Raw genomic sequence first — 17,235 nt, 5'->3', positions numbered from 1 at the left:
CTCTAATGAAGGAAAACAATAGCTTAAATGCAATTGAATACAATGTCCTTTGCACACCTAAATGCAATTCTTTTATTTGATTTATTTGTTATTAAGTTACCAATTGTATCAGCTTTTCTAAGATTATTAAAGTTTTAATAGATCGTTCAACTTCATAAACTATACTTAAATAAACTTAATTCATTCTATACGCTTCTTTACTAGAAATAAGAATCACAATTAAAAGTATAACATCAATTAAAATACCAAACGCCTGTGAAATCCCATTCCATATTAATACAAAACTACCTTTAGAATCAAGAGACAGTACTATAGCTTCAATAAAATTAAATAAAATACTCAATCCTATCGATGTATAGACTAGTTTAATGGAAAAAGACTTTACAATTAATAAAAAAACTCCGCCTAATATATAAATTATTGACACAAAGAGCCCTGAAAAACCAAAACGTACCAACCATGTTTTGGTAAAATCAGAAATATAAAACAAATCGTCCATCTTATTATTCAACTGCTTCATCATGTCTTTTTGGCTTAATTCATCAGTATCTTCAATTATATTATTGATACTATCCGACTCAAATTCATTAATTTCTTGAGTCATTACACCCCTTAAATTTTCATGCATTTCAAACATCGCAGGAGTATATATTGATCTAAAGTCTAATGCTAAACTAATGCATCCAAAAAAAATCATCATAATGCCGACCACTAGGGCCCAAGTAGGTGTTTTCATTTTAATTTTTTAAATATTTAATTACTCCATTTATTTATGCTAACTCTGGTATCAGTAGGTTGAAAAAATCATTTGAGAGTGCTATTCCTGATTCTATAATTTGACATTTAGATTTCGAAAATATAAAATTTTTCTTATTATTACTAATTAGATTATTTCTAGAATTATTATCCGATAGCGATTTTTAACAGATGCAATATAATTTGGAGTTAACATTTACCGCCAATATGCATTTAATCATCTGATAAATAAAAAGATTATACTAAAGAATTCGTATTAAATTCAATACTAAAAATAAAATATGATACTAAAAAAATAACAAAAAAAGTCAAAAAGTAGTATTTCAGAAAAATGCCGCAATATTATTGACTGTTGTTCCTTGTATTAAACTAATTTCATGTATAAGGTACAATGGTTATGAAAAATATGTAATGAATAATTACATTATTTGTGGGGCCTTAATTGTACTCATGATTTGCGGAATAATCGGATTAAAAAATAGTTTATGCAGATAGCGCTATCTCACAAATTATCCGTTTACATTTTACATTTTTTATTAAAATTAAACATTATTTGATACCAATCCATTCAATTGTAAAACAAACGTTGAGATTGGATTGTTTAACGCATCACTCGAGAACATGAAAATATAATATTGGATTTATTTTAACTTCACTATTTTTTACTTTTTTTTAGTATCCTATTTTATGTTAAAAATACTACTTTAAATGCCTTTTTAAGTGTATCTTTATCATAATGAAGCAAATAAACGGATTCAAATGAATTAATGTCACAAAAAAAAGAACGTTAGTGGGCGATAAAGACGCATAACAACATTTTTTTGTATTTTAAAAATAATGAAATTGTATTTTGCCTACAATTGGCATGGTACTACTCTTTAAATTGAAGACACGAATTAACGATAAAAAATAGTTTAAGGCAACACTATGGTACATCAACATTCGAATAGTACGACCAAACTTCTCCGAAGAAACACATTGATTAAATGTATATTCTTTCTTTTTTTAATCAGTCAAGTAGCCATTGCTCAAAAAAAGAAAAAAACATCTGTCGGTCCTGGTGGTGGAAGCATTGAGTTATCACCTTTGGAATTGAGAGCCACTACAAACGATTTCTTTTACAAATTTGAAAGAACTATTACAGAGTCGGCAGACAGCATTATTAAATTATCTACCAATCCTTTAATTGATAAAGAAGCTTTAATCTGGAAAATGAATGCCATTCCGATTGCAAATGTAGCCATATACAATAGTGATGCTTTTCTTGGTTATATCGATGTATCGGTATTCACCTATCAAATGAAATTGTATTTTGAAAATGGAGCTGGTAAAAATTTATTTGGTGATCACCAAATGATTGCAATTCATGCATTGAATATACTATGGGAGGATTTATTGAACATTGGTCGAAATTTGGTACCTGATAATGACATTTCAGAGGGAACCAAGATTGTTACCGATTTTGCCCAGCAACACCCTCTCAAGAGCTCTTACTTTGTTAGACAATCTACCATCCCACTCATGACTAAGATTCAAAATGTTGAGAAAGTGACCTTTAAAAAAATTGCTGTAGACATGTCGCAAAATCTTGATGAAATGCGTACGCAAATCAGTTCTTACATGGTGATGATGCCAAAACAAGTCCATTGGGAAACTGAATTATTACTCAACAACACCTTGACAAATCCAAATTTAACTAACCGCTTTGATTCTTTAGCAGACTTAACTGAGCGAATGGTGGCTGTGATGGAATCTACTCCTGAATTTATTGAAAACCAACGCATTGCTTCCTTTCAAGATATTAGAGGTGAACGTGAAGCAGTATTACAGGCTATTAGTCAAGAAAGAGCCCTAGTTTTGGATGAAATAAAAAAAGAAAGAACGATTGTATTAGAAGAATTGAACAAACAACTAACATTTCAGCGGGAAGCAACTTTTCAAGATTTAACCACTTTATCCCATCAAAGTATTGAACTGGTCTCTAATAAAATGGAAAACATGATTGATAAACTCTATTGGAGAACAGTATATATGATTGCTATTTTACTAGTATTGTTATTTATCGGTTTTATTATTTTTAAAAAAAAATAAGTTTATTTTTAACTATCGTGTCCCCTTTTTGATGGCGATTTAAAAAGCAGCTACAAAATTTAATTATTTGATTGAAAAAATTAGTATTAAAAACCGTATTGCAATACTTATAACTAATCTTATTGTAACGTATTTTTAAACTTACATTATTAAAAACAATCTTTTCAAAATGACAAGCGTAAATAATTCAAAAATAGAAATTGGATTAAAAATTTTAATGATATTATTTTTTTTAGCCATAACACATCCGGGAGGCACATTAACACTATCAACTATTCTATGGATTATTGTTGGAATGGTAGGCCACACTTTTGATTTATTGTGCATAAATTGTGGCGGAAGTTATTTTTTCCCTTTGTTTGGTTTATTTCTATGTAGTAGCGTGCTAAGCAGTATGTTTCTAATATTCAGCAAAAAAAGGTTTATCGTAATAGATTGTTTATTAATTCAATGCTTTTATTTGAGTTTATCATTCAAATATGAATATTTAGAATATACCTATTATACCATACCCATTATATTGTATTTTCTATTTTGTTTAATACTTCTAAATTATATATACTTAGAGCATTTTAAAAAAAAGTGTCTGCAAATGAATCCAAAATGATAATTTTATTTATAAATTATTTCTTTTACTATCTGTAAATTTTAAATTCTTTGTTTTAACTCCATTCATAAAGAATAAAACGTAAGTTTATTAAGAAGATTTTTAAAATAAAACTTAGTCCAATTACTTTATGACTATTCGTTTTGCTCTAGTTGGTGCTATAATCCCGTGTTGAATGAATTTAAATCCGTAAAATTCGCAATAGTTGCTGATATTGTTGTTATTGAAAATGGACGATAAAAGAACTTCAAATTATATGTATATACAAGTTTTAAAATTTTGGAGAATTTGTTATACCCGTACAAAACGAAAGTACTTGAATCCCCTGCTATGAAACAATAATAAAAACACTATATTTTTGTATACTAATTTGTACTATATACAAGATATCGCAGAAACTCAGGAAAAAGCTCTTCTCTTAAGAATTTGTTGTTTTTTTGATAAAACCAAAGGCGAAATGAAACTTATAGAAAAGTTATTTGAATCTAAAATAAATGGTTAATAATATCTCAACACTAATTGTCCTTTTTAGAATATTCTCCAAAGTAACAAATAGACTACAACTTAACAAAATGAGAATTTGAAAATTTTCACATAACTTATTTTCATTAAAAAACTTAAAAGTTTGAACTGTTTACTTGAGTGAATCTCAAAAAAATAACATTAAAAGGGTTCTCAAATAACTTTAGTTTTTACTAATCTTACAGTTATTTTTATTAAAAAAAATCATTACAAAGTGTTAAAATTTTTTATTATCTTTAATCTAAAGCCTAAAACATGGATTACTTCAAAATGTTATAGGTAATAAAAAGTGTAAAAAACACTATTTTTAAAAATTTAGCATTGAAAAAAGGAAGCAACAAAAAGTACAGAGAGATGCGTAATCGAATTTTTAAGCATATGCTTAAAACTAGAGGTTGGAAATATCGTGTTTTTTTACGTTATCTGCGTTTATTTAAATATGTTGCTTTTGCTCCTACTCGAGGTAAATTTCTTGAATCCTATTATGTATTAATGCGATTTCTTGATGATGTTGTCGATGGTGATGTCCCTTTACCTAAAGGGTATCGTAATGAGAGTGATTATATATTAGAGAAAATTAAATTTTCCAAAAGCATGAAAAATCCTAAAGATGAAGTAGATTATTTGATGCTTTATTGTTTTGAATTGGCTGAAAAGTTTGGGGAAGATTTCCATACTGAGACCGAAGATATACTTAATTCACTACTTTTTGATGCAAAGCGTAGGGATAAAATGATCATTTTTCCAAAAGACCAATTAAAACATCATTTTCATTTATTGGATATTAGAGGAACCATAAGAGCAACTTTGAAGGTCTTTAAAGACGATCCTGACAAATATGAGCTTTTGGAGCCTCTTGGAGTAGCATGCCGTTACCAATACGACATTGAAGATATAGAAGCCGATTTGGCTGCAGGTTATGTCAACATTTCTCAAGAAGATTGTGAGCAATTTGACATTCAAAAAGAAGATCTAAATAATCCTACTTCTTTAAAAATAAAAAATTGGGTTTATCAACGAGCCAAAGATGGTATGAAACTACTAAAAGAGCACCATCAAAAACTACACGAAGGCCATTTTACTTTATTTGAAAAGTGGACTTTTTTATTAGTTTATGAAATACCCGCAAAGAAAGTTTTCAAAAAAATTATTTCAGATACCCCAAAAAAATAGTTTCATATGGAAAGATCTAATTTCTATCTCAATAAATGGTTTCTTGATTTTATAGGAAACAATGGTGAAACTATGATCTTTTACAGTGCTAAATTATCTTGGAAGGGGCTTTCCGTTTTTTATGCTAGTTGGATAGACCACAATCCTCAAAGTGGAGTAACAATAAAATCACATTTTTTTAATGTAAAAATACCAGAAATAAAAGATAATTTTATCAGTTGGCATGACGATAAATTTGAGATACAAGGGACCTGGAAAGCTGTTGATAATCCAATATATGCCAGATTATTTGAATCTGATGGCGGATATCTTGATTGGAATTGTTTTCAGCCAGCATCAGAAGTACACCTTAAAATCAAAGACAAACATATCTACGGAAAAGGTTATGTGGAGCAATTGATTTTAACGACCCCTCCTTGGCATATCCCTATGGATGATCTTCGTTGGGGAAGATTTCACTCACTTCATGACACCATCGTTTGGATTGAAATACGAAAAGAACATAAACAGCAATGGTTATGGTACAACGGTGAAAAAATCATGAATTGTAAAATAGAAGACGACCAGATTATTTCAACTGAAAAGCATTTTATTCTGAAGTTAAATCGCAATATTGTTCTAGAATCTGAAAAAAAAATATTTCAAGTAGTTCAAAAACTTTTAAATTACCTACCAGGATTTAATAAACTGATTCCTTCTCAATTTTTAATGGCTGACAATCATAAATGGGTTAGTATCGCTGAACTTCAAAAAAGTAATAGCACCATTATACAGGGTATGGCAATCCATGAATGGGTTAATTTTAATGCTAAAAATCAATGATTTTAAATACTGAACATATAACTAAGTCTTTTGGTAAGAAAAAAGTATTAAAAAATATCTCTTTCAAACTAGAAGCAGGTAGTATCTCGGGTATTGTAGGTGAAAATGGTTCTGGTAAATCGGTATTACTTGAAATTATTGTTGGTCTAAGAGCTCCTGACAAGGGAAAAGTTAGAAAAAATGGTAAAATAGGCTATTGTCCACAAAGTACAATGCTTTTCCCCCATTTAACTGTACAAGAACATTTCACATACTTCTCAGCTGCTTATGGAATAGACAAGAAACTGTCTATTGATCAATCGGAAGAATTAATGCATCACTTCAACTATAAAAAATACCAACAAGAAAAAATTATCAATTTGAGTGGTGGTACGCAGCAGAAGCTCAACCTTTCTATAGCACTAATTCATAAGCCTGACATATTAATTCTTGACGAGCCTTATAACGGATTTGACTATGATACCTATAAACGCTTCTGGGATTACTCTAATAATCTTAAAAATCAAGGCTGTACTATTCTTATAGTAACACATTTATTAAATGAAAAAGAGAGACTTGATCAAATTTTTGAACTTGAAAATGGGAATTTAGTATGACTTCAATTAAAATATTAACAGGATTATCAATGATTTTGAAGATGCTCGTTCGTCAAAAGATTGTATTAATATTACTTATGATAATTCCAGCATTTTTTTTAACTATTGTTGCATTCACGACTTCTGATAGGATTTTACCATTCCAACTTTCTTCACTTGATGAAGAAGTATTTATAAACATCAGCGAGAAAGTTATTTCTTTTATTTTTTTTTCAGTCGCATCGTCAGGTTTTCTGGTCTCCTTTTTAGCACTGAATCTTATTCAAAAAAATAATGCTGTGAACAAAAGACTCATTGTTTGTGGCTATCATCCAATTGAAATAATCATTTCAATTTTACTAGTGCTATTTTTGACAATTGTGTTTATTGCTGTTTATGTAGGCTTACTCACCAATTCATTTTATTCCATTGCTAATCTTGGCAGATTCATTACAAGTTTGATTCTTATAGGCTTTGTTTATGGCAGCTATGGATTTTTAATCGGTAGCTTTATAAAAGGGGAATTAGAAGGTATTTTAATGATTGTTCTACTGGTCAACATTGATGTTGGCTGGTTACAGAATCCATTATTTTATGCTGAAGCACAAAATCAAATCATTATAAAATTTCTCCCTGCCTATTTTCCTTCCCAAACTGCTATTATTACTGCTCTAACAGATTATTCGGCGATTAATGCTATGGGAAATGGTATTTTATACGGTTTATTTTTTTTAATTCTTTCAATGATAATTTTTTCCTTTAAAATGCGAACAAGATGAATATAACAGCAACTTTAATCAATAAAATACTTTATGCTATCACATTTCTTATACTCATTCCCCTTGTAATATATCTTTGGGCCAAAAATACAGAACACCTTGTAAGCTTGACTGCAATTAACTCATCCTTTACTGGTTACACACTACTCATTATTGGGGGTTTCATCATGTTATGGGCCATGTATACCTTAATAAAATATGGCGAAGGTTTACCGATGAATGCTTATCCTCCTAAAAAATTTGTAATTAATGGACCCTACCATTTTGTCAGACATCCGATATATTTTGGGTTTATCATTTTAATGGTTGGTTATTTTATACTTACAAAGTCTGCTAGTGGACTTTGGTTGGTTACACCAATCACTATCTTAGCAATTATTGCGCTTGTAATGGGATATGAAGCAATAGATCTTAAAAAAAGGTTTCCAAATCATAAGATCACAACACTTCTAGATCTTCCAAAAAACACAAAAGACACACCTGATTACAATGAACGGTTTGCGTCTTTAATATGGGTTGGCATATCCTTATTTTTATGTAATTTCATCAATATTGAATTAGTTGGACAAGCAGTACATGAGCATAAAAAAAACATATTTCTAGATTTCTCAATCGAGAAACAATATATTACGTTGTTAAGTTTAATCTATATCATGTTTATCCCTTTTGTCATAAGAAGAAAAGACCTGCTACTCAATTGGATCATAAAGAGTCTTATGGCTTTAGGTATTGCTACTTTCACTACACTCTTATACCCTTATTTAGGGACACAATATAATTCCATTCAATGCGGTGTTTTTTATTTTGTTCCTATATTTTTAATATTACTTTCAGCCTACAGTATTTATAAACAATCGAAACTACTCGGTATTTCATTTAGCATGATTGCTGTTTTGTTGATCGTTTTACAAATAACTTACTGTCATACAACCATACTTCATCTTGTGAGTTCAATTGTTATATTTTTATTTGTAGACAACTACTTTTCTTTTTGGTATTTTTTAAGAAAAGGAGCTGAAAAAATTGCTAATTCATGGCAAGAATGGATTTTCGGTAAAGTTAGAGTAATCAATCATGGGTTCTATGTTGGTTTTGGAACTTTTTTAGGAATTTTCATGGCCGGAATTTTAGTAGGTGATACTTATACTTGGGCAATATTAGTTTTTGCTATTATTGTTATAGTATTTTCAGCACTTTGGGCGCAACTAATCGAAGGTTCAGAAAAATTGAAAAGACCCTATGGCTATTATGGCGCACTAGTCGGTATTATTTTTGCCAGCCTAGTCGTATGGGCAATGGGACATAATGTGTGGGTTATTATAGGCGTAATCTCCGTTTTTATGCCTTGGGTGCAGAGCATTGGTCGCTTTCGCTGTTTAGTAAACGGTTGTTGCCACGGTGGTAAAGTTAATAACCCAAACATAGGCATTAAGTATTTTCACCCACGTTCACGCGTTTGTGGTCTTTCAGATTTAAGAGCTCAATTGCTGCATCCAACACCTCTTTATGCTATGTTATGGCTATTTCCAATCGGTCTTATTTTATTGTCACTTTGGCAAAATAATTTTCCATACCCTTTTATTTTTGGTCTTTATTTAATTTTGACGGGTATAGGTCGTTTTGTAGAGGAAGCCTACAGGGGCGAGGTTCAAACACCTATCATTAGAGGACTACGATTATATCAATGGACAGCTATATTATCTGTTATTATAGGTATCATCATGACTATTATTAAGGTTGAAGTTGTGCCAATAACACCCGATTTTGGATGGGAGACCATCTTATCTGCAATTATTGGTGGTCTATTCACTTTTTTTGCAATGGGAGTTGACTTTCCATATTCAAACGCCCGATTTTCAAGGCTAGTCTAACAGATCATTTATCAAGTTAATGCTTTGTTCCTATGCATTTTAACCAACAACATTGAAGTATCTAAAATTACACACCACCGATTTACAGTATTTAAACTTGACAATTCATGAAATGTAACAACTTTTTTTACTTACTAATAATTTTATTTTTTTCAAATTGCCAACAAAATTGGAAAGAATCAAAAACCAACAGTCTAATTGACATTAAAACTAAGACCGATAACCTAACACTATTAGGAGAAAACATTATTTCCACTCCTTTATATGAACGCGACATCGCTATTACCCCTCAAGGTAATGAAATCATCTATACCATTGGAGATTATAAACAGAGGAAACGAGCATTGGTTATCGTAAAGAAAGTAAATGGATATTGGGGAAAGCCAGAATTAATGTGCATATCAGGAAAATACCAGGACATTGAACCTTTTTATACTAATAATGGAAATAGGTTATACTTTGCTTCAAACAGACCTATATATCATGACAGTACAAGAAATGATTACAATATTTGGTTTACCGATAGAGTTAAAAATGGATGGACTGAACCAATAGCTTTAGACTCACTTATTAATACAAATGGAGATGAATTTTATCCATCATTAAGTGAAAAAGGAAATCTATATTTTACCGGAACAAGAAATAATGGAGTGGGTAAAGAGGATATCTTTATGTCTGAATTTATTGATGGAAAGTTCAATTCGCCTAAACCATTACCACAAGCAATAAACTCAACATTATATGAATTTAACGCCTATATAAGTCCTAAAGAAGACATGATTATCTTTAGCTCATTTGGTAGAAATGACGATCTAGGAGGTGGCGATTTGTATATTAGTCAAAAGGATAAGAGTGGCAATTGGACCCAATCTAAAAACATGGGTGAAGCAATCAATTCCAATACATTAGATTTTTGCCCATTCATAGATTGGAAAAACCGAACGTTTTATTTCACAAGTGAGCGAACTTTGCTTGATAATACCGAACTTCAAAGTATTAATGCGTTAGAAAAAAGCGCTAATAGCATGCAAAACGGTTTTGGAAATATCTATAAAATAAGCCTCGATAAATTGGAAAAATTAAATATTAAAAATTAATAACTAAAGCCTTGAAACTAAAATTCTTTATAATTGTATTTCTTTATCTTTTAAATTCCAATGCACAAGAAAAACAAAACGTTGATTTTATAGATTTAAAATTCTATGAATCAAGTATTACCTTCTCTGATGTTGAAATTTCTATTTATTCATATAGACCTTTTAAAAAAACATTTGGACTAAAAGCTACCTATTGTGACAAATTTAAAAAAGAAAAAATTAGTCTAACTGAAAAAGAATTTGATACAATAGTTGAAGCACTTTATAAAATCAATATTTCGGATTTTTTGAACATTATTCTGATATAATGGATGGCCCTGTTGTTACGTTAGAATTTGGAATTGTTTTTTCAAACACTATAAAAATTCAATTACAAGGTAGGCGTATAAGCAATTTAAAGTATTTTATTGATGTTGTGGCTTTAATTTTAAATGCGCAGAAATTAAAATCGAAAGGTTCAACTAAGTATTATTAAAATCATTTTTTATTTAACATTAATAAAATTAAGATTTAGATTCTCAAAAAAATCAAAAATATTTATTATTTTTAAACTATTGTTAATCAGACTCTAGCGCTTCATTTTTTTATATTTTCTTATTGTATTAGCTAATGATTGAAGGAATTTTAAATATTGTATATGGATTAATTGCATCCGGAATATTTCTTGGTATAGGTTTCCTTTATGGACGATACAAAGAACGAAAGAAAAATCATGGAATTCCGCTAGAAAGCTATCCTTTTTATCCTTTTACCATAGATGATACCAAAATGCTTCAATTTGACTTTGATAAATTTAATGAAGCGGTATTGCATTTACTAAAAAACAAAAATCATCAGGCTGGACAACAACTCGTCCTAATAGGTGAACAAAATAACGTGCGTGCATTATTAAAATCAACAGCATTGCAAAACTATGAAAAGCTCTACAAAATTTACAATGGTGACAAAGTACTTGATGATTCTACTCAATTTCTTGAAAATTACAAACGAATCGTTAGGCTAATTGGCGATAGTTTTCCTGATTGTGGTATTGAAATTTTGCTCCATAATCTTAGCAATCCATCAAAAGCTTTATATCATATTAAAAACAACATTACAGGTCGAGATGTTGAAGCACCGGCTACAAATTTGGTAATGGATTTAAAAAGAAGGAATTCAAATCAAGAAGATAAACTTAATTATGAATTAAATATAGGGGCTAGAAAGTTTAAATGCACTACTATACCGATTTACAAAGAAAACATGGGAATTGTAGGCGCCATATGCATTAATGTAGATTATAACTATCTCAATGAGGAAGTGCGTAATCATCCCGAATTAAAAAATAAGTTTTTGGATTCATTATGCAAAACCGATATGAAACTTGGCGAAAACATATTAAGCAAAAGTGAATACGAATTGGCTCAAAATGGAAAAAGACATTTTCGTGATTTTTGATATTTTCATAAGCGTATAGCAATTCGTTACAATTCAATAAATTGAATTCAAATGAAATATTTTCGTATGGCTACATAACTAAAAACATTACACAAATTGGAAAGTTAAACCAATATACAACTCCTTAAATGCATTAAAACATCTCAATACTAAAAACTGTTTATGAATAGATTAAAGATTTTAGGAATAATCTTCTCGTTTGTGATTTTCCTTTCTTGTAACCATGATGACGGATCAAGCCAGGAACTGGATGCTCTGAAATTAGATCAACTCTATTCCGAAATCGAAAAAATAGCAAATAGTGTAACTTGCACTAATTCTACGGAATGGACTTTTACCAGTTATGGTAGTAAGGCATGTGGAGGTCCTGTTGGTTATATCGCTTACTCTATAAATATTGATACCGTACTTTTTCTTGAAAAAATAGAAGCATTGCGCATAGCACAGCAAAAATTTAACGAAAAATGGGGAATCATGAGCGATTGTTCAATACCTCAGGAACCTAGTGGAGTAGCCTGTGAAAATGGAATTGCTGTTTTGCAATATTAAAATTCTTTAAATAAAATATTCTTATGCAAAAAAGTATAATTATAATTATAGCACTAATTGGGATTTTATTTTCAAGCTGCAAATCAGATGACGTTAATCCAAACAACACTTTAATTGGCAATTGGAAGTTAGTTGCCATTTTAGTAGATCCTGGTGATGGAAGCGGTACGTTTATGCCTATAGAAAGTGATAAAACGATAACTTTCAAAAAAAATAATATTATAACGTCAAATGGCAATCTTTGTGATTTATCCATCGATGCCGACAACCCCACTTTAGGTACTTATTCCTTTTCGGAAATGACCTTTAATTCAGCTGATTGTACTGATCCAAATTACAACTATAGCTTTGAACAAAATGGAGACACTTTAATTGTTTATTATCCTTGTATCGAATCCTGTGAGGCCAAATATGCGAAACAATAATATCTCCTTCCCTATACATTTAAAGCTCATAAATAAAGCCTCATAAATTGACGATAATTTTTTATTGTCCAAAATTCATTGTATCTGTAAACTATTCTACTAGGGGTCAAATCTTTTTTATATCTAAATTTTAAAAGCAGAAAAATTTAAAATAATTATAGCAATTAATAAAAGCTACTAAACGTGATGAATAAAAAATTATTTTATTTGTTGAATTATCTTACATTACGTGATAAAAATTTTGAAGTAAATTGTATATTTGATTAGGTTAGTCTTAAAAATCAATAAAACAAAAGCTAATTTTAAATTAATCTATTCAGTAAACTTTAAAGAGATGCTTAAACAACTGATTATTCTACTTACAATAGTAACATTAAATTGTAAGGCTCAAAATTCTGAAAAATTTAATCTGGGATTTGAAAATCAAAAAGAAACAGAAGTGCTTTCTGAAGGATGGATGAATTGGGGTGCTTATGAATTAGCAATAGACAAATATGCTTATACTGGAGAAAAAGCAGCAAAAATTACTGCTGATACACTACGAGGTCAATTTGGTTGTATTGCTTATAAAATACCCGCAAACTACATTGGCAAAACAATAAAACTCGAAGGCTACATGAAAATTAAAGATGTAGAAAATGGATTTGCTGGTTTATTATTACGAATCGACGGAAATGGAAGTTCTTTGGCTTTTGATAATATGCAAAATCAAAAAATTGCAGGAACTCGAGATTGGCAGAAATATACTATTACTCTTGATTATCCAGAAGAAGCAGAATCTATTTTTGTAGCAGGTATACTTGCTGGAAAAGGAGAAGCTTGGTTTGATAACTTTACACTTTCCATTGACGATAAGGATATTCAAACATTGAAGGAAGTCAAAAGAGAAATACCAAAAGCTCAACTTGATACTGAGTTTGATAATGGATCGATGCTTTCACTTTCTAATTTAACTGCAAAAAAAATAGATAACCTCGAACTATTAGGAAGAGTTTGGGGCTTTCTTAAATACCATCATCCTGAAATTGCAAAAGGAAACTACAATTGGGATTATGAACTTTTCAGATTCCTTCCAAAATACATTGTAATAGAAAACCATAAAGAAAGAGATCAACTCATCATCGATTGGATTAACTCACTTGGTTCTATAGAGGAATGTAAAAATTGTCAACCAACTGAAGTAAATGCTTTTTTAAAACCCGACTTAAACTGGATTAACAATCAAAATAAAGTTTTGAAAAACAAACTAGTACACCTATACAACAATCGAAATCAAGGAAAACAATATTATATTAAGATGATAAAAGATGTTGGAAATCCTGATTTTAAAAATGAAAAAGCATATCAAAACATGTCTTATCCTGATGCTGGTTTTAGATTGTTGTCGCTGTACCGCTATTGGAATATGATACATTACTTTTTTCCATACAAACACTTAATGGATGAAGATTGGAACAAAAAATTAAAAGAATATATTCCGCTTTTCATCAATGCTAAAGACGAATTAGAATACGAATTGGCAGCCATTCAAATAATTGGTGACATTCAAGATACACATGCAAATTTATGGGGTGGGGCCGATAAAATTGACCAGTGGAAAGGTGTTCATTATGCACCAATACATGTTCGTTTCATTGAAAATCAATTAACGGTAACCGATTACTACAACGAAGAACTAAAAAACGAAGTTGGATTGGAAATTGGGGATGTAATTACCAAAATAAATGGGGTCTCCATTGACGAAATCGTCAAAGAAAAGTCTAAATATTATCCTGCCTCAAATAATCCGACTAGGCTAAGAGATATTTCAGCAGATCTTTTACGTTCAAACTCAAACAATATTGACATTGAGTTTGTGTCTGGGAATTATATTCCTCAAAAAAAGACTCTAAATTTATACCCAAAAGATAGTCTTGCTATTTATCGTTGGTACAGAAAAAATAATGATAAATGCTTTAAAATGTTAAATAACAACATTGGGTATATTACGCTGCAATCGATAAAAGAAGACGATATCGATAAAATAAAAAATGAATTTGAAAACACAAATGGGATTATAATTGACATTCGAAATTACCCCTCTACATTCGTTCCCTTTACCCTAGGTTCCTATTTTATGTCAACACCTACTCCATTTGTTAAATTTACAAATGCTACTATCAATAACCCAGGAGAATTTACTTTTACAAATAATCTAGAAATACCGAATGAAGAGAAAACATACAAAGGAAAATTAGTCGTTTTAATTAATGAATTATCACAAAGTCAAGCTGAATATACCACTATGGCTTTCAAAGCTGGTGATAATACAACTGTTATAGGAAGTACAACAGCTGGAGCTGACGGAAATGTATCAACAATTATGCTTCCTGGTGGACTAAGAACTATGATTTCAGGAATTGGAGTATATTACCCCAATGGAAAGGAGACCCAAAAAATTGGAATAATTCCTGATATTGAAGTTAATCCTACAATTAAAGGTATAAGAGAAGGTAAAGATGAATTAATGGAAAAGGCGATTGAAGTAATTTTAAAAAAATAATACTCAAATACAACTTCAGCTAAAAAACAAAGTATTTATATTGAAAAAAATCGCCCTATATTTGAAATAATGACTTGGTAGTGATTATTCCATTTTATAGTAACAAATATTAGTAGATCAATGAAAAAAATCGCACTACTCCTATTTTTTTTAGGTTTCAGTTTTTGCTTTTCACAAAACAAAATCAAACAAAGCAACTTGTCAAAATACGCTTTGGAACTGACTCAACAAAAGGTAACTTATGATCCAAGTTATTTTTCAATTGCCTATCCAAATGGTGATGTACCAAGTGATAAAGGAGTTTGTACTGATGTCGTAATTCGAGCCTATCGCAAAACGGGTATTGACTTGCAAAAGGAAGTGCACGAAGATATGAAAGCTAATTTTAATGCTTACCCTAAAACTTGGGGACTTAAAACAACCGACAAAAATATTGATCATCGTAGGGTTCCAAATTTGATGACCTTTTTCAAACGAAAAGGTGCTGAAATAGCCATAACCTATGAAGCTAAAGACTATTTACCTGGAGATATTGTTTGTTGGAATTTAGGAGGCGCAATAACTCACATAGGAATTGTTGTAAACAAAATATCAAAAGACGGCAAGCGCAACTTAATCGTTCATAATATTGGTAATGGACAAGTTTTAGAAGATTGTCTTTTTAAATTTAAAATTATAGGACATTACCGCTATTAAAAGGTACATTAGCAATAATTATGACTTACCAAAAAGTTCAAGAAACGTTACTTTTATTTGGAACTAACATAAAAAAAATCATATAATCCGCAAAAAGTAATCTCATGCAAAAACTTCCCATAGTATTACTATATTCAAGACTAGCAATTGGATGTGTTATAATTGTATTCAGTGTTTTACAACTTGAATATTATAGTTTTATAGCAGTACTACTTTTAAGTATTGGATTACTCACCGATATCTTTGATGGTATAATTGCTCGTAAATACAATGTTTCTTCTGAGAAACTAAGACGCTTAGACTCTACTATTGATCAATTCTTTTTTATTGCATTTACAATTGCAACGTATATTCAATGTCCTGAATTCTTTAAATCAAATGCATTAAAACTGCTCCTCCTTATCGGAGTGGAGAGTTTAACTTATGCTGTAAGTTATATAAAATTTAAAAAAGAAATTGCGACACACACTATAGGTGCAAAGCTGTGGACTTTGGTACTTTTTGCTACATTAGTTCAAATTATCATTCAAGGTGAATCTGTTATTTTATTCAATTTATGTTTTTGGTTAGGATTAGCTACAAGAATTGAAATCATAGGAATAATCATAGCCTTAAAAAAATGGACCAATGATGTTCCAAGCTTTTATCACGCCCTACAATTGCGAAAGGGAAAAGCAATCAAACGACACAAATTGTTTAATGGTTAAAAATTACTTCGCTAAAAAGTATCAGTATATTTTCTAACTTTTAAAATAACAACGGTATCCCTTATGAAAAATCTACTGTCCATCATTATATTACTTTTAGGTTGCCATTCATTTGCTCAATCAAATGACGTTCCAATACACTATTACCATAACCATAAAAAACAGAAAATTAATAATCTAGAAGTTTTCATGTTTTATGAAAACGATACAATTTTATTAGCAACACGAAAAAACAAAATTGTCCTACCTAAAACAGATGGTAGGTTTGGTTTGAAAATAAATGTTAATGATCAACAATTTTTGACTAATCCCAAGACTCCTAATGAAAATCAAAACTATGTTGCAATTGTACTTGGTAAAATAACGGATACCAAAAAACTTAAGAAATCTCCTACTCATTCTAATTTCTATATTTATCGAAAAAACTATCTATTACCTATTGAAAATATTGACACTGTAGCAGAATTGAACTTCATTGTTTTAACAAAAAAAGAAGTAACATCTGCTACTGCTTATCGATTAAGGTCAAACGCGTCCGTTGAAATAATAAAACCTAATTAACCAAGTTATTAATTACTGTCCATAG

Annotated in this window: 16 protein-coding genes; 15 read left to right on the top strand and 1 reads right to left on the bottom strand. The window is 30.1% G+C overall.

The genetic code is table 11. The features are described 5' to 3' along the window. Positions 1-175: 175 nt before the first annotated feature. Complete coding sequence (locus ACFS5J_RS12175; RefSeq protein WP_379812487.1) at positions 176-700, bottom strand: hypothetical protein; 525 nt, start codon at positions 698-700, stop codon at positions 176-178. A gap of 1,034 nt (positions 701-1,734) precedes the next feature. Here ACFS5J_RS12175 and ACFS5J_RS12170 point away from each other — a divergent pair. From ACFS5J_RS12170 to ACFS5J_RS12100, 15 genes are all read left to right on the top strand, one after another. Next, positions 1,735-2,847: a hypothetical protein gene (locus tag ACFS5J_RS12170; protein ID WP_379812486.1), complete on the top strand. Its 1,113-nt coding sequence runs from the start codon at positions 1,735-1,737 to the stop codon at positions 2,845-2,847. Positions 2,848-4,354: 1,507 nt separating this feature from the next. After that, positions 4,355-5,149, top strand: coding sequence for a hypothetical protein (locus tag ACFS5J_RS12165; RefSeq protein ID WP_379812484.1), 795 nt, complete (start codon positions 4,355-4,357; stop codon positions 5,147-5,149). A 6-nt stretch (positions 5,150-5,155) separates the two neighbouring features. After that, positions 5,156-5,971, top strand: coding sequence for a hypothetical protein (locus tag ACFS5J_RS12160; RefSeq protein ID WP_379812483.1), 816 nt, complete (start codon positions 5,156-5,158; stop codon positions 5,969-5,971). Next, positions 5,968-6,567 carry an ABC transporter ATP-binding protein gene (locus ACFS5J_RS12155; RefSeq protein ID WP_379812482.1) on the top strand — a complete coding sequence of 200 codons (600 nt, stop codon included), beginning with the start codon at positions 5,968-5,970 and terminating at the stop codon, positions 6,565-6,567. Before ACFS5J_RS12160 ends, ACFS5J_RS12155 begins: the two co-directional genes overlap by 4 nt. Next, positions 6,564-7,325 carry a hypothetical protein gene (locus ACFS5J_RS12150; protein ID WP_379812481.1) on the top strand — a complete coding sequence of 254 codons (762 nt, stop codon included), beginning with the start codon at positions 6,564-6,566 and terminating at the stop codon, positions 7,323-7,325. The genes ACFS5J_RS12155 and ACFS5J_RS12150 overlap by 4 nt, the downstream gene beginning before the upstream one ends. A gap of 107 nt (positions 7,326-7,432) precedes the next feature. Then, complete coding sequence (locus tag ACFS5J_RS12145; protein WP_379812480.1) at positions 7,433-9,196, top strand: prolipoprotein diacylglyceryl transferase family protein; 1,764 nt, start codon at positions 7,433-7,435, stop codon at positions 9,194-9,196. A 107-nt stretch (positions 9,197-9,303) separates the two neighbouring features. Then, positions 9,304-10,293, top strand: coding sequence for an exo-alpha-sialidase (locus ACFS5J_RS12140; protein ID WP_379812479.1), 990 nt, complete (start codon positions 9,304-9,306; stop codon positions 10,291-10,293). 11 nt (positions 10,294-10,304) lie between these two features. Further along, the gene (locus ACFS5J_RS12135) at positions 10,305-10,601 is read left to right on the top strand and encodes a hypothetical protein (protein WP_379812478.1); all 297 of its coding nucleotides are present in this window, start codon (positions 10,305-10,307) and stop codon (positions 10,599-10,601) included. Between the two features lie 301 nt (positions 10,602-10,902). Beyond that, complete coding sequence (locus ACFS5J_RS12130) at positions 10,903-11,730, top strand: PAS domain-containing protein (RefSeq protein ID WP_379812477.1); 828 nt, start codon at positions 10,903-10,905, stop codon at positions 11,728-11,730. A 162-nt stretch (positions 11,731-11,892) separates the two neighbouring features. Beyond that, a complete protein-coding gene (locus tag ACFS5J_RS12125) occupies positions 11,893-12,279 on the top strand; it encodes a hypothetical protein (protein WP_379812476.1) in 387 nt (128 codons plus the stop codon). 23 nt (positions 12,280-12,302) lie between these two features. After that, positions 12,303-12,704 carry a hypothetical protein gene (locus ACFS5J_RS12120; protein WP_379812475.1) on the top strand — a complete coding sequence of 134 codons (402 nt, stop codon included), beginning with the start codon at positions 12,303-12,305 and terminating at the stop codon, positions 12,702-12,704. Between the two features lie 334 nt (positions 12,705-13,038). After that, positions 13,039-15,246 (top strand): S41 family peptidase, encoded by a 2,208-nt coding sequence (locus ACFS5J_RS12115; RefSeq protein ID WP_379812474.1) that lies wholly within the window; start codon positions 13,039-13,041, stop codon positions 15,244-15,246. A gap of 120 nt (positions 15,247-15,366) precedes the next feature. Continuing rightward, positions 15,367-15,942, top strand: coding sequence for a DUF1287 domain-containing protein (locus tag ACFS5J_RS12110; protein ID WP_379812473.1), 576 nt, complete (start codon positions 15,367-15,369; stop codon positions 15,940-15,942). Positions 15,943-16,046: 104 nt separating this feature from the next. After that, positions 16,047-16,649 (top strand): CDP-alcohol phosphatidyltransferase family protein, encoded by a 603-nt coding sequence (locus ACFS5J_RS12105; protein WP_379812472.1) that lies wholly within the window; start codon positions 16,047-16,049, stop codon positions 16,647-16,649. Positions 16,650-16,712: 63 nt separating this feature from the next. After that, positions 16,713-17,210, top strand: a complete 498-nt coding sequence (locus ACFS5J_RS12100; protein WP_379812471.1) for a hypothetical protein — start codon at positions 16,713-16,715, stop codon at positions 17,208-17,210. Positions 17,211-17,235: the final 25 nt, after the last annotated feature.

This window comes from Flavobacterium chuncheonense (assembly GCF_042686145.1).
GTDB classification, from domain to species: domain Bacteria; phylum Bacteroidota; class Bacteroidia; order Flavobacteriales; family Flavobacteriaceae; genus Flavobacterium; species Flavobacterium chuncheonense.
Note: the sequence above shows the minus strand (reverse complement) of the source record. Positions and strands in the feature narration are given on the sequence as shown.

Excerpts from the sequence above, each read along its gene's own strand:
- ACFS5J_RS12175 (WP_379812487.1), bottom strand. The coding sequence starts at position 700 with ATGATGATTTTTTTTGGATGCATTAGTTTAGCATTAGACTTTAGATCA.
- ACFS5J_RS12165 (WP_379812484.1), top strand. The coding sequence starts at position 4,355 with ATGCTTAAAACTAGAGGTTGGAAATATCGTGTTTTTTTACGTTATCTG.
- ACFS5J_RS12160 (WP_379812483.1), top strand. The coding sequence starts at position 5,156 with ATGGAAAGATCTAATTTCTATCTCAATAAATGGTTTCTTGATTTTATA.
- ACFS5J_RS12155 (WP_379812482.1), top strand. The coding sequence starts at position 5,968 with ATGATTTTAAATACTGAACATATAACTAAGTCTTTTGGTAAGAAAAAA.
- ACFS5J_RS12150 (WP_379812481.1), top strand. The coding sequence starts at position 6,564 with ATGACTTCAATTAAAATATTAACAGGATTATCAATGATTTTGAAGATG.
- ACFS5J_RS12140 (WP_379812479.1), top strand. The coding sequence starts at position 9,304 with ATGAAATGTAACAACTTTTTTTACTTACTAATAATTTTATTTTTTTCA.
- ACFS5J_RS12130 (WP_379812477.1), top strand. The coding sequence starts at position 10,903 with ATGATTGAAGGAATTTTAAATATTGTATATGGATTAATTGCATCCGGA.
- ACFS5J_RS12125 (WP_379812476.1), top strand. The coding sequence starts at position 11,893 with ATGAATAGATTAAAGATTTTAGGAATAATCTTCTCGTTTGTGATTTTC.
- ACFS5J_RS12120 (WP_379812475.1), top strand. The coding sequence starts at position 12,303 with ATGCAAAAAAGTATAATTATAATTATAGCACTAATTGGGATTTTATTT.
- ACFS5J_RS12115 (WP_379812474.1), top strand. The coding sequence starts at position 13,039 with ATGCTTAAACAACTGATTATTCTACTTACAATAGTAACATTAAATTGT.
- ACFS5J_RS12110 (WP_379812473.1), top strand. The coding sequence starts at position 15,367 with ATGAAAAAAATCGCACTACTCCTATTTTTTTTAGGTTTCAGTTTTTGC.
- ACFS5J_RS12105 (WP_379812472.1), top strand. The coding sequence starts at position 16,047 with ATGCAAAAACTTCCCATAGTATTACTATATTCAAGACTAGCAATTGGA.
- ACFS5J_RS12100 (WP_379812471.1), top strand. The coding sequence starts at position 16,713 with ATGAAAAATCTACTGTCCATCATTATATTACTTTTAGGTTGCCATTCA.